The organism is Streptomyces sp. NPDC005017 (assembly GCF_042873115.1).
GTDB lineage: Bacteria > Actinomycetota > Actinomycetes > Streptomycetales > Streptomycetaceae > Streptomyces.
Genome location: NZ_JBIALD010000032.1, coordinates 36529 through 49791, shown reverse-complemented (window position 1 = coordinate 49791; position 13263 = coordinate 36529). Strand labels below are relative to the sequence as shown.

Here is a 13263-nt window from a genome sequence, read left to right as displayed (position 1 = left end):
GATTGACGCATAGTGCTCGACGTCAACTTCTTCGACGAGCTCCGGATCGGTCTGGCCACCGCTGACGACATCCGTCAGTGGAGCCACGGCGAGGTCAAGAAGCCGGAGACCATCAACTACCGCACCCTGAAGCCGGAAAAGGACGGGCTCTTCTGCGAGAAGATCTTCGGTCCGACCCGGGACTGGGAGTGCTACTGCGGCAAGTACAAGCGCGTCCGCTTCAAGGGCATCATCTGTGAGCGCTGTGGCGTCGAGGTCACCCGCGCCAAGGTGCGCCGTGAGCGGATGGGCCACATCGAGCTGGCCGCCCCCGTCACGCACATCTGGTACTTCAAGGGCGTCCCGTCGCGTCTGGGCTACCTGCTCGACCTCGCCCCGAAGGACCTGGAGAAGGTCATCTACTTCGCGGCGTACATGATCACGTACGTCGACGAGGAGCGCCGCACGCGCGACCTGCCCTCGCTGGAGGCCCACGTCTCCGTCGAGCGCCAGCAGATCGAGCAGCGCCGCGACGCCGACCTCGAAGGCCGCGCCAAGAAGCTCGAGTCCGACCTGGCCGAGCTGGAGGCCGAGGGCGCCAAGGCCGACGTGCGCCGCAAGGTGCGCGAGGGCGCCGAGCGTGAGATGAAGCAGCTGCGCGACCGCGCGCAGCGCGAGATCGACCGTCTCGACGAGGTGTGGAACCGCTTCAAGAACCTCAAGGTCCAGGACCTGGAGGGCGACGAGCTGCTCTACCGCGAGCTGCGTGACCGCTTCGGCACGTACTTCGACGGCTCGATGGGTGCCGCGGCGCTGCAGAAGCGCCTGGAGTCCTTCGACCTCGACGAGGAGGCCGAGCGACTCCGCGAGATCATCCGCACCGGCAAGGGCCAGAAGAAGACCCGTGCGCTCAAGCGCCTGAAGGTCGTCTCCGCGTTCCTGCAGACCAGCAACAGCCCCAAGGGCATGGTGCTCGACTGCGTGCCGGTCATCCCGCCGGACCTGCGTCCGATGGTGCAGCTGGACGGTGGCCGCTTCGCGACCTCCGACCTGAACGACCTGTACCGCCGTGTGATCAACCGCAACAACCGTCTGAAGCGCCTGCTGGACCTGGGTGCTCCGGAGATCATCGTCAACAACGAGAAGCGCATGCTTCAGGAGGCCGTTGACGCCCTCTTCGACAACGGCCGTCGTGGTCGCCCGGTCACCGGTCCCGGCAACCGCCCGCTGAAGTCCCTCAGCGACATGCTGAAGGGCAAGCAGGGCCGCTTCCGTCAGAACCTGCTCGGCAAGCGAGTCGACTACTCGGCGCGTTCCGTCATCGTCGTCGGCCCGCAGCTGAAGCTGCACCAGTGCGGTCTGCCCAAGGCCATGGCGCTGGAGCTCTTCAAGCCGTTCGTGATGAAGCGCCTGGTGGACCTGAACCACGCGCAGAACATCAAGAGCGCCAAGCGCATGGTGGAGCGCGGCCGCACGGTCGTGTACGACGTCCTCGAAGAGGTCATCGCCGAGCACCCGGTTCTGCTGAACCGTGCCCCCACCCTGCACCGCCTCGGCATCCAGGCCTTCGAGCCGCAGCTGGTCGAGGGCAAGGCCATCCAGATCCACCCGCTCGTCTGCACCGCGTTCAACGCGGACTTCGACGGTGACCAGATGGCCGTGCACCTGCCGCTGTCCGCGGAGGCGCAGGCCGAGGCCCGCATCCTGATGCTGTCCTCGAACAACATCCTGAAGCCCGCCGACGGCCGTCCGGTGACGATGCCGACCCAGGACATGGTCCTCGGTCTGTTCTTCCTCACCACCGACGGCGAGGGCCGGGGCGTCAAGGGCGAGGACCGTTCGTTCTCGTCGGTCGCCGAGGCGATCATGGCGTTCGACGCCCGTGAGCTCTCGCTCCAGTCCCGTGTGGACATCCGCTTCCCGGTGGGCACCATCCCGCCGCGTGGCTGGGAGCCGCCGGTGCGCGAGGAGGGCGAGCCGGAGTGGCAGCAGGGTGACAGCTTCACGCTGCGCACCACGCTGGGTCGTGCGCTCTTCAACGAGCTGCTGCCCGAGGACTACCCCTTCGTCGACTACGAGGTCGGCAAGAAGCAGCTCTCCCAGATCGTCAACGACCTGGCCGAGCGCTACCCGAAGGTCATCGTGGCGGCGACGCTCGACAACCTGAAGGCGGCCGGCTTCTTCTGGGCCACCCGTTCCGGCGTGACCGTGGCCATCTCCGACGTCGTCGTTCCCGAGGCGAAGAAGGAGATCGTCAAGGGCTACGAGGCGCAGGACGAGAAGGTCCAGAAGCAGTACGAGCGCGGTCTGATCACCAAGGAAGAGCGCACGCAGGAGCTCATCGCGATCTGGACCAAGGCGACCAACGAGGTCGCCGAGGCGATGAACGCGAACTTCCCGAAGACCAACCCGGTCTCGATGATGGTGAACTCGGGCGCCCGAGGCAACATGATGCAGATGCGTCAGATCGCCGGTATGCGTGGTCTGGTGTCGAACGCCAAGAACGAGACCATCCCGCGTCCCATCAAGGCCTCGTTCCGTGAGGGTCTGTCCGTGCTGGAGTACTTCATCTCCACGCACGGTGCCCGTAAGGGTCTGGCGGACACCGCGCTGCGTACCGCCGACTCGGGTTACCTGACCCGTCGTCTGGTCGACGTCTCCCAGGACGTCATCATCCGCGAGGAGGACTGCGGCACCGACCGTGGTCTGCGCCTGCAGATCGCCTCCGTCGAGGACGGCGTCCTGATCAAGGCGGAGGACGTCGAGACGTCCGTGTACGCGCGCTGCCTCGCCGAGGACATCGTCGTGGACGGCCGTGTGCTGGCCCCGGCCGGCACCGACCTCGGCGACGTGCTCATCGACGAGCTCATCCTGAACGGCGTCGGTGAGGTCAAGACCCGCTCGGTCCTGACCTGCGAGTCCGCCGTCGGCACCTGCGCCATGTGCTACGGCCGCTCGCTGGCCACCGGCAAGCTGGTCGACATCGGTGAGGCGGTCGGCATCATCGCCGCCCAGTCCATCGGTGAGCCCGGTACCCAGCTGACGATGCGTACCTTCCACACCGGTGGTGTGGCCGGTGACGACATCACCCAGGGTCTGCCGCGTGTCGTCGAGCTCTTCGAGGCCCGTACCCCGAAGGGCGTCGCCCCGATCTCCGAGGCCCAGGGCCGCGTGCGGATCGAGGAGACCGAGAAGACCAAGAAGATCGTCATCACGCCGGACGACGGCAGCGACGAGACGGCGTTCCCGATCTCGAAGCGTGCCCGTCTCCTGGTCGGCGAGGGCGAGCACGTCCAGGTGGGCCAGAAGCTCACCGTGGGTGCCACCAACCCGCACGACGTGCTGCGCATCCTGGGCCAGCGCGCCGTCCAGGTCCACCTGGTCGGCGAGGTCCAGAAGGTCTACAACTCGCAGGGTGTGTCGATCCACGACAAGCACATCGAGATCATCATCCGGCAGATGCTCCGCCGCGTGACGATCATCGAGTCCGGCGACGCCGAGCTGCTGCCCGGTGAGCTGGTCGAGCGCTCGAAGTTCGAGCACGAGAACCGTCGTGTGGTCCAGGAGGGCGGTCACCCGGCCTCCGGTCGTCCGCAGCTCATGGGTATCACCAAGGCCTCGCTGGCGACCGAGTCCTGGCTGTCGGCGGCGTCCTTCCAGGAGACGACCAGGGTCCTGACGGACGCGGCGATCAACGCCAAGTCCGACTCCCTGATCGGCCTCAAGGAGAACGTCATCATCGGTAAGCTCATCCCGGCCGGTACGGGTCTGTCCCGCTACCGCAACATCCGGGTGGAGCCGACCGAGGAGGCGAAGGCCGCGATGTACTCGGCCGTCGGCTACGACGACATCGACTACTCGCCGTTCGGCACGGGCTCCGGCCAGGCCGTTCCGCTGGAGGACTACGACTACGGTCCGTACAACCAGTAGGCCGGCGTGAACTGAAGGGCGGTCACCCTGTGGGGTGGCCGCCCTTCGGCGTTGTCCGGGCCTGGCGTTCGGGTGAACGCGGCCGATGGGGGGACCGGCGGCGGACCGTGCGCGGGTGAAGCCCCGTACGCGGTGCCGGACCCCGCGGTGGGGCGGCATGATGGGAAGCGCACAGTCTCGGGAGGTGCTCTTCGGTGTCGTACCCCGCATGGCAGCCGTGGGGCGGGCAGCCCGCCCCCTCCATGCTCGCCTCCACCGCCGACCGCGAGCGCGCGGTCGACGTCCTCCGGGCCGGGTTCGCGGAGGGCCGTCTGGAGCGTGGCGAGTTCGAGAAGCGCGTCGGGCGGGCCTACTCCGCCCGCACCCTGGGCGAGCTGTCCCTGCTCGTCGCCGACCTGCCCCAGGGCCCCGCGCCGCAGCAGCCGGCGGTGCCCATGGCCTTCGTTCCCCTGGCGCGGCAGAGAACCAACGACAAGGCCGTGGCGGCGGCGGTCTGCGGCGGGCTGGTCTTCTTCACCGCGGGGCTGACCGGGATCCCGGCGGTGATCCTCGGGCACGCGGCGCGCGGTGAGATCCGCCGGAGCGGGGAGGGCGGCGACGGACTGGCGCTGGCCGGGCTGATCCTGGGCTGGGTCGCCCTCGGCACCTGGGCCCTGGGCCTGCTTTCACTGATCGTACTGGTGTTCGCGCTGGCGTGATCGGCCGCGAGTGGGAGTCAGAAAAAAGTACAAACCGGTATCGATCGGGCCGTGAATCTTGACGGAAGCCCGAAATGGGCGGCGGCGGAAAGCCTCTGACGGTCCGTCGGGGGCGCCGGGCGCAGAGGCGGCAAGTCGGGCAGGTCGGGCCCGGTTCCATTTGTTTTGACCGCAGCGAATGAGGTAGGTACGCTCAGACCTTGTGCCTGGGGTGTGCCCTGGCTCTCGTGCGTGCCTTCAACCGCATAGCGAGCTGTGAGCGGCCACCGCAATCTGTGCTTTTTCGCCTCACGGCGAAAGCTCGCCGGATTCGACACACCCGACCGCGTGGGTCGGCGACGTTCCAGGTTAGCTTCACCATTCGGCACACAGAAACCGGAGAAGTAGTGCCTACGATCCAGCAGCTGGTCCGTAAGGGCCGGCAGGACAAGGTCGAGAAGAACAAGACGCCCGCACTCGAGGGTTCCCCTCAGCGTCGTGGCGTCTGCACGCGTGTGTTCACGACCACCCCGAAGAAGCCGAACTCGGCCCTGCGTAAGGTCGCGCGTGTGCGTCTGACCAGCGGGATCGAGGTCACCGCTTACATTCCGGGTGAGGGACACAACCTGCAGGAGCACTCCATCGTGCTCGTGCGCGGCGGCCGTGTGAAGGACCTGCCGGGTGTTCGCTACAAGATCATCCGCGGCTCGCTCGACACCCAGGGTGTCAAGAACCGCAAGCAGGCCCGCAGCCGCTACGGCGCCAAGAAGGAGAAGTAAGAATGCCTCGTAAGGGCCCCGCCCCGAAGCGCCCGGTCATCATCGACCCGGTCTACGGCTCTCCTCTGGTGACCTCCCTCATCAACAAGGTGCTGCTGAACGGCAAGCGCTCCACCGCCGAGCGCATCGTCTACGGCGCCATGGAGGGTCTGCGTGAGAAGACGGGCAACGACCCGATCATCACGCTGAAGCGCGCGCTGGAGAACATCAAGCCGACCCTCGAGGTCAAGTCCCGCCGTGTCGGTGGTGCGACGTACCAGGTTCCGATCGAGGTCAAGCCCGGTCGTGCCAACACGCTCGCGCTGCGCTGGCTCGTCGGTTACTCCCGCGCCCGTCGCGAGAAGACCATGACCGAGCGTCTGCTCAACGAGCTTCTCGACGCTTCGAACGGCCTCGGTGCGGCCGTCAAGAAGCGCGAGGACACGCACAAGATGGCCGAGTCCAACAAGGCCTTCGCGCACTACCGCTGGTAGTCGCAGTCCACATCGAGACCGAGAGAAGACTGAAGCCTTATGGCTACCACTTCGCTTGACCTGGCCAAGGTGCGCAACATCGGCATCATGGCCCACATCGACGCGGGCAAGACGACCACCACCGAGCGGATCCTGTTCTACACCGGCGTTTCGTACAAGATCGGTGAGGTCCACGACGGCGCCGCCACCATGGACTGGATGGAGCAGGAGCAGGAGCGTGGCATCACGATCACCTCTGCTGCCACCACCTGTCACTGGCCGCTCGAGGACGTCGACCACACCATCAACATCATCGACACCCCGGGTCACGTCGACTTCACCGTCGAGGTGGAGCGCTCCCTGCGCGTGCTCGACGGTGCCGTGACGGTGTTCGACGGTGTCGCCGGTGTCGAGCCGCAGTCCGAGACCGTGTGGCGTCAGGCGGACCGCTACGGCGTTCCGCGTATCTGCTTCGTCAACAAGCTCGACCGCACCGGTGCCGAGTTCCACCGCTGCGTGGACATGATCTCCGACCGCCTGGGCGCTCAGCCGATCGTGATGCAGCTGCCGATCGGCGCCGAGGCCGACTTCAAGGGTGTCGTCGACCTCGTCACCATGAAGGCCTTCGTGTGGTCCGCCGAGGCCACCAAGGGCGAGATGTACGACATCGTCGACATCCCGGACACCCACACCGAGGCTGCCGAGGAGTACCGCGGCAAGCTGCTCGAGGCCGTGGCCGAGAACGACGAAGAGATCATGGAGCTGTACCTGGAGGGCGCCGAGCCTTCCGTGGAGCAGCTGTACGCCGCGATCCGTCGCATCACCATCGCCTCCGGCAAGTCCAAGGACACCACGGTCACCCCGGTGTTCTGCGGCACCGCGTTCAAGAACAAGGGCGTTCAGCCCCTGCTCGACGCGGTCGTGCGCTACCTCCCCTCCCCCCTGGACGTCGAGGCCATCGAGGGCCACGACGTGAAGGACCCGGAGACGGTCGTCAAGCGCAAGCCGTCCGACGACGAGCCGCTGTCCGCGCTGGCGTTCAAGATCATGAGCGACCCGCACCTCGGCAAGCTCACCTTCGTCCGGGTCTACTCGGGCCGCCTGGAGTCCGGCACCGCCGTGCTGAACTCCGTCAAGGGCAAGAAGGAGCGCATCGGCAAGATCTACCGCATGCACGCGAACAAGCGTGAGGAGATCGAGTCGGTGGGCGCCGGCGACATCATCGCCGTCATGGGTCTGAAGCAGACCACGACCGGTGAGACGCTGTGCGACGACAAGGCCCCGGTCATCCTGGAGTCCATGGACTTCCCGGCGCCGGTCATCCAGGTCGCCATCGAGCCCAAGTCGAAGGGCGACCAGGAGAAGCTCGGCGTCGCGATCCAGCGTCTGGCCGAGGAGGACCCGTCCTTCCAGGTCCACTCGGACGAGGAGACCGGCCAGACCATCATCGGCGGCATGGGCGAGCTGCACCTCGAGGTGTTGGTCGACCGTATGCGCCGTGAGTTCAAGGTCGAGGCCAACGTCGGCAAGCCGCAGGTCGCGTACCGCGAGACGATCCGCAAGGCCGTCGAGCGCGTCGACTACACGCACAAGAAGCAGACTGGTGGTACCGGCCAGTTCGCCAAGGTGCAGATCGCGATCGAGCCCATCGAGGGCGGCGACGCCTCGTACGAGTTCGTGAACAAGGTGACCGGTGGCCGTATCCCGAAGGAGTACATCCCTTCGGTGGACGCCGGTGCTCAGGAGGCCATGCAGTTCGGCATCCTCGCGGGCTACGAGATGACCGGCGTGCGCGTCACGCTGATCGACGGTGGCTACCACGAGGTCGACTCCTCCGAGCTCGCCTTCAAGATCGCCGGCTCGCAGGCCTTCAAGGAGGCCGCGCGCAAGGCTTCGCCCGTGCTCCTCGAGCCGATGATGGCCGTCGAGGTCACCACGCCCGAGGACTACATGGGTGAGGTCATCGGCGACATCAACTCCCGCCGTGGTCAGATCCAGGCCATGGAGGAGCGGGCCGGTGCCCGCGTCGTGAAGGGCCTCGTGCCCCTCTCGGAGATGTTCGGTTACGTCGGCGACCTGCGCAGCAAGACGTCCGGCCGCGCCAGCTACTCCATGCAGTTCGACTCCTACGCCGAGGTTCCGCGGAACGTCGCCGAGGAGATCATCGCGAAGGCCAAGGGCGAGTAACGCTCCGCGTTCACACGCCGTAGGCTTGACTCCGGAGCCTCCAGGGGCATTCCCCCGCAATCGCGGACGGAACGCCCCCGGGTTCCGGGCCTTTACAGCAAAGATCACCTGGCGCCGTTGAAGCAAGGCGTACAGAACCACTCCCAGGAGGACCCCAGTGGCGAAGGCGAAGTTCGAGCGGACTAAGCCGCACGTCAACATCGGCACCATCGGTCACATCGACCACGGTAAGACGACCCTCACGGCCGCCATTACCAAGGTGCTGCACGACGCTCACCCGGACCTGAACGAGGCCACCCCGTTCGACAACATCGACAAGGCTCCTGAGGAGCGCCAGCGCGGTATCACCATCTCCATCGCGCACGTCGAGTACCAGACCGAGGCGCGTCACTACGCCCACGTCGACTGCCCGGGTCACGCGGACTACATCAAGAACATGATCACCGGTGCCGCGCAGATGGACGGCGCGATCCTCGTGGTCGCCGCCACCGACGGCCCGATGCCGCAGACCAAGGAGCACGTGCTCCTGGCCCGCCAGGTCGGCGTTCCGTACATCGTCGTCGCCCTGAACAAGGCCGACATGGTGGACGACGAGGAGATCCTGGAGCTCGTCGAGCTCGAGGTCCGTGAGCTCCTCTCCGAGTACGAGTTCCCGGGCGACGACCTGCCGGTCGTCAAGGTCTCCGCGCTCAAGGCCCTCGAGGGCGACTCCGCGTGGACCCAGTCCGTCCTCGACCTGATGAAGGCCGTCGACGAGTCCATCCCGGAGCCCGAGCGTGACGTCGACAAGCCGTTCCTGATGCCGATCGAGGACGTCTTCACGATCACCGGTCGTGGCACCGTCGTCACCGGTCGTATCGAGCGTGGTGTCCTCAAGGTCAACGAGACCGTCGACATCATCGGCATCAAGACCGAGAAGACCACCACCACGGTCACCGGCATCGAGATGTTCCGCAAGCTGCTCGACGAGGGCCAGGCCGGTGAGAACGTCGGTCTGCTGCTCCGTGGCATCAAGCGCGAGGACGTCGAGCGCGGCCAGGTCATCATCAAGCCCGGCTCGGTCACCCCGCACACGGAGTTCGAGGCCACGGCGTACATCCTGTCCAAGGACGAGGGTGGCCGTCACACGCCGTTCTTCAACAACTACCGCCCGCAGTTCTACTTCCGTACCACGGACGTGACCGGCGTCGTGCACCTCCCCGAGGGCACCGAGATGGTCATGCCGGGCGACAACACCGACATGCGCGTTGAGCTGATCCAGCCCATCGCCATGGAGGAGGGCCTGAAGTTCGCCATCCGTGAGGGTGGCCGGACCGTCGGCGCCGGCCAGGTCACCAAGATCCTGAAGTAAGTCCCCGACTTGCTTGAGGGTCCTTGGGACCCGGTAGCTCCACCGAGCTCCAGGAGGGGCCCGCACGACTTCGGTCGCGCGGGCCCCTTCGCCGTTCCCGCGGCCCGGTGTCCGGTCGGCGTCGGCGTCGGCGTCGGCGTCGGCGTCGGCGTCGGCGTCGGCGTCGGTGCCAGGGGTTGCAAGAGGTGCCGGTGAAGTCTTGGGGAACGCTGTGGGGCCCCTGGGCGAGAGGTGGGGCAACATCGGCCCATGTCCGGGTGAAATGGCGACCTGTGTCCGTAAAGGGCGGAAACGGCCCCCGTAGCGTGCAGGGTGTGCCCAGACCGTCGATAGCCACGAACGGTGTCGCCGTCGCCGAGCGGCCCGCGCCGGCCCCGAGAACCCGCACCCCCGAGGCCCCGGCCGCGACCCGCGGACGCCCCCGGCTCTACCTCGTCGACGGCATCCGGCTCGCCGCCGCCCTGCTGGTGGTGATGCACCACTTCGCCGGCACCAACCGGGCGAACCAGCCGGGCAACGCGTTCTGGGACCGGCCGGTGCAGGACATCATGCCGACGGTGTTCCGGGTGGCCTCCTACGGCTGGATCGGCGTCGAGATCTTCTTCGTGATCAGCGGCTTCGTGATCTGCATGTCCTGCTGGGGCCGCACACCCCGGCAGTTCTTCGTCTCGCGCGTGATCCGCCTCTACCCGGCGTACTGGTTCGCCGTGTTGTTCACCACGGCGGTGCTCGTCGCACTCCCCGGCGTCTGGGACCGGCTCGCCGCCCGTGACGTGCTGATGAACCTCACCATGCTCCAGACCGGCTCAGGCATCCCGCACGTCGACGCCGTCTACTGGACGCTCTGGTCGGAGCTGCGCTTCTACCTGCTGTTCCTGGTCGTCGTCGCCATGGGCCTCACCTACCGCAGGGTCGTCGCCTTCTGCTGCGTGTGGGGCGCCGCCGCGATGCTGGCGCCCATCGCGAAACTCCCGCTGCTGACGCTCGTCGCCCAGCCCGACGGGGCCTGGTACTTCATCGCCGGCCTCGCCCTGTACCTGATGTACCGCTTCGGCCAGGACCTGCTGCTATGGGGCGTCCTCGGCACGAGCTGGCTGATGGCCCAGCACGAGATCGCCGAGCGCGTCGCCTACGAGGGCGTCTCCAGCTGGCGTGGCGCGGTGCTCGTCTACACCGTCTTCCTGCTGACCATGGTGGCCATCGCCCTGGGCCGGGCGGACCGCTTCCAGTGGCGTTGGCTCGCGACGGCCGGGTCCCTGACGTACCCGCTGTACCTGCTGCACTACGTCGTCGGCACGACGCTCATCGACCGCCTGCGCGACACCATGGACGCGCGGCTGCTGCTGCTCACCCTCACCGCCGGGTTCCTGGCGCTGGCCTGGCTGGTGCACCGGTTCGTGGAGCGGCCGGTGTCCCGGGCGATGAAGCGGGGGCTGGACGCGTCGTTCACGCGACTGCGCGGGACCGGCTGAGCGAAGGTCGCCGCAGCGCCGTCCATCCGGCCGGCGTTCGTGTCCTGGACATGCCGACACCGCCGTGCAGTAAGTTCACACGTGCGTACGACGTTTGACGCTGATGCGCACGTGACGGGGGTTGCGGTATGGCAGGGCATCGGCCCACGGACCGGCATGTTCTGGATCTGGAGAAGGATCCGGTGCCCGGGGATCCGCAGCGCGTTCGTCAACTGGCGGGCAGGCCGCACGACTTCGCGGACGATGTCTCGGTGCCTTGCGTGTGGTGGAGGGCAGGGCGGGCCCGGCTGTACGTGCTCAACCCCCGCACTGGGTCGACTGCCTCGGGCTGCTCACCTGCCGCCAGAACGCGCGGCGGCTGCGCAGGAACGTGCGGCTGGAGGGGGCCGGCCGGTGGGACGGGGCAGGCCGCGGCGCACATCGTCCCGTCGGGCGGGCCGACCGGTCACCGGGTGCCGGGCGCGCTCGGCGTGTACCGCCTGCTGCCCGCCTTCGGGGACGTCCGGACCCTGTTGTTCGGTCCGTCGCTCAGCGGTGTCATCCGCTGGCAGGCCGGCAGGTCCGACGGTGAGCCGCCCGCGTCCCTGACGGCCGAGTGGGACGGCGACCCGCGGCTGCCGGACGCCGAGTTCCCGTCGGGTATCCGGGAGTGCCGGTACTGAGCGCACGGCTCGCCGACGCGCTGGGGGAGGACCTGCGCAGGGCGGGCCGACTGGCGCCGGTCGAGATCGAGGGCACGGACGAGGGCGCGTACCTCTTCTGCGCGGTCGAGGCGGTCGTCGACTGTGTGGACCCCCGCCGCTCCTCCCGGCCCAAGAAGGCGACGGGCCGGATGAAGCTCACCGTCTTCCGCCCGGAGGCCCTCCCCGCGGCCCTCCCCGCCTTCCGCGTCCCCGAGTTTCCCGGCGGCGTCCACTGGAACGGCTGGGCCGGCGACCGCCTGTCCACCCTCCTCGGCGAACGCCTGGAAACCCGCCTGATCTGGTCCGAAGACCCCGCCCTCACCCCGCATCCGGGCCCCTGGGGGTTCTGACGCCGGGGCCCGTGACCCCGGGTTTGACGTGCGTCACTCTCGGGGTATTCTCTCCGGCCCGATTGGCGCCCGACGTGCCCCGTATGGCAGACTGTCGGAGTTGCTCGGTCGAGTGTTGATGCTGCGCGCCTCCCGCCGGGAGGACCGGAAGCGAGTCCCACAGTACTCGTCGCCCTAACTGCCACACGGCAGCACTGGGGCGGACGTACGGGAATCTTTCGGGAAGTGCTGTGCGGCACCGGCCAGGCACCCGGTGGGCCTTCCGCCCTCGGCTTGCGGTTCCGGTAGGGCCGTGCGCATTCCCGCAGGGATGTTCGAACAAGGGACATCTTTGTCAGCGGGAGCGCGACACGCCCGACCGCGTGGGTCGGAGGAGCGGGACCAGGAACGCCGGGTTCCGGAGCGTACGAGACAAAGGACTACTGAGTAGCCATGGCGGGACAGAAGATCCGCATCCGGCTCAAGGCCTACGACCACGAGGTCATCGACTCCTCGGCGAAGAAGATCGTCGAGACGGTGACCCGCACTGGTGCGTCGGTCGCGGGCCCGGTGCCGCTGCCCACTGAGAAGAACGTGTACTGCGTCATCAAGTCGCCGCACAAGTACAAGGACTCGCGCGAGCACTTCGAGATGCGCACGCACAAGCGCCTGATCGACATTCTCGACCCCACCCCCAAGACCGTTGACTCCCTGATGCGACTCGACCTCCCGGCCGGTGTCGACATCGAGATCAAGCTCTGAGGGTCGGTGATCTGAGAATGGCTAAGCAGATCAAGGGCATCCTGGGCGAGAAGCTCGGCATGACGCAGGTGTGGGACGAGAACAACCGCGTTGTTCCGGTCACCGTCGTCAAGGCCGGCCCCAACGTCGTCACCCAGGTCCGCACGAACGACGTCGACGGCTACGAGTCCGTCCAGATCGCGTTCGGCGAGATCGACCCGCGCAAGGTGAACAAGCCCCTCAAGGGCCACTTCGCCAAGGCCGATGTCACCCCCCGTCGCCACCTCGTCGAGATCCGTACGGCCGACGCCTCCGAGTACACGCTCGGTCAGGAAGTCACCGCCGAGGTCTTCGAGGCCGGCGTCAAGGTCGACGTGACCGGCAAGAGCAAGGGCAAGGGCTTCGCCGGTGTCATGAAGCGTCACAACTTCAAGGGCCTCGGCGCCGGACACGGCACCCAGCGCAAGCACCGCTCGCCCGGTTCCATCGGTGGCTGCGCCACCCCGGGCCGCGTGTTCAAGGGCCTCCGCATGGCGGGTCGCATGGGCAACGAGCGGGTCACCACCCAGAACCTGACCGTCCACGCCGTTGACGCGGAGAAGGGTCTGCTGCTCATCAAGGGCGCGGTTCCTGGTCCGAACGGCGGCCTCGTCCTGGTCCGCACCGCGGCCAAGGGGGCCTGA

General features: G+C 67.4%; 11 protein-coding genes. All 11 read left to right on the top strand.

The genetic code is table 11. From position 1 onward, the window contains the following. Positions 1-12: 12 nt before the first annotated feature. The 11 genes from ACFYR0_RS33415 to rplC all read left to right on the top strand — a co-directional run bounded on the left by ACFYR0_RS33415 (position 13) and on the right by rplC (position 13263). Positions 13-3909: a DNA-directed RNA polymerase subunit beta' gene (locus ACFYR0_RS33415; protein WP_389336604.1), complete on the top strand. Its 3897-nt coding sequence runs from the start codon at positions 13-15 to the stop codon at positions 3907-3909. Positions 3910-4103: 194 nt separating this feature from the next. Further along, on the top strand, positions 4104-4607 hold the full coding sequence (locus ACFYR0_RS33410) for a DUF1707 and DUF4190 domain-containing protein (protein WP_389336601.1): 504 nt from the start codon (positions 4104-4106) through the stop codon (positions 4605-4607). Positions 4608-4993: 386 nt separating this feature from the next. Next, complete coding sequence (gene rpsL / locus ACFYR0_RS33405) at positions 4994-5365, top strand: 30S ribosomal protein S12 (RefSeq protein WP_003948652.1); 372 nt, start codon at positions 4994-4996, stop codon at positions 5363-5365. Between the two features lie 2 nt (positions 5366-5367). Continuing rightward, on the top strand, positions 5368-5838 hold the full coding sequence (gene rpsG / locus ACFYR0_RS33400) for a 30S ribosomal protein S7 (protein ID WP_003992340.1): 471 nt from the start codon (positions 5368-5370) through the stop codon (positions 5836-5838). Between the two features lie 39 nt (positions 5839-5877). Continuing rightward, positions 5878-8004: an elongation factor G gene (gene fusA, locus ACFYR0_RS33395; protein WP_389336598.1), complete on the top strand. Its 2127-nt coding sequence runs from the start codon at positions 5878-5880 to the stop codon at positions 8002-8004. 157 nt (positions 8005-8161) lie between these two features. After that, positions 8162-9355: an elongation factor Tu gene (gene tuf, locus ACFYR0_RS33390; RefSeq protein ID WP_389336595.1), complete on the top strand. Its 1194-nt coding sequence runs from the start codon at positions 8162-8164 to the stop codon at positions 9353-9355. 314 nt (positions 9356-9669) lie between these two features. Continuing rightward, on the top strand, positions 9670-10827 hold the full coding sequence (locus ACFYR0_RS33385; RefSeq protein ID WP_389336592.1) for an acyltransferase family protein: 1158 nt from the start codon (positions 9670-9672) through the stop codon (positions 10825-10827). A gap of 452 nt (positions 10828-11279) precedes the next feature. Further along, positions 11280-11489 (top strand): hypothetical protein, encoded by a 210-nt coding sequence (locus tag ACFYR0_RS33380; RefSeq protein WP_389336704.1) that lies wholly within the window; start codon positions 11280-11282, stop codon positions 11487-11489. Continuing rightward, complete coding sequence (locus ACFYR0_RS33375; protein WP_389336589.1) at positions 11477-11860, top strand: hypothetical protein; 384 nt, start codon at positions 11477-11479, stop codon at positions 11858-11860. Before ACFYR0_RS33380 ends, ACFYR0_RS33375 begins: the two co-directional genes overlap by 13 nt. Positions 11861-12292: 432 nt before the next feature. After that, positions 12293-12601 carry a 30S ribosomal protein S10 gene (gene rpsJ / locus ACFYR0_RS33370; protein WP_003948644.1) on the top strand — a complete coding sequence of 103 codons (309 nt, stop codon included), beginning with the start codon at positions 12293-12295 and terminating at the stop codon, positions 12599-12601. A gap of 17 nt (positions 12602-12618) precedes the next feature. Continuing rightward, positions 12619-13263 carry a 50S ribosomal protein L3 gene (gene rplC / locus ACFYR0_RS33365; RefSeq protein WP_062706771.1) on the top strand — a complete coding sequence of 215 codons (645 nt, stop codon included), beginning with the start codon at positions 12619-12621 and terminating at the stop codon, positions 13261-13263.

Coding starts and splice junctions, on each gene's coding strand:
- fusA (WP_389336598.1), top strand. CDS start 5,878: ATGGCTACCACTTCGCTTGACCTGGCCAAGGTGCGCAACATCGGCATC.
- rpsG (WP_003992340.1), top strand. CDS start 5,368: ATGCCTCGTAAGGGCCCCGCCCCGAAGCGCCCGGTCATCATCGACCCG.
- rplC (WP_062706771.1), top strand. CDS start 12,619: ATGGCTAAGCAGATCAAGGGCATCCTGGGCGAGAAGCTCGGCATGACG.
- rpsJ (WP_003948644.1), top strand. CDS start 12,293: ATGGCGGGACAGAAGATCCGCATCCGGCTCAAGGCCTACGACCACGAG.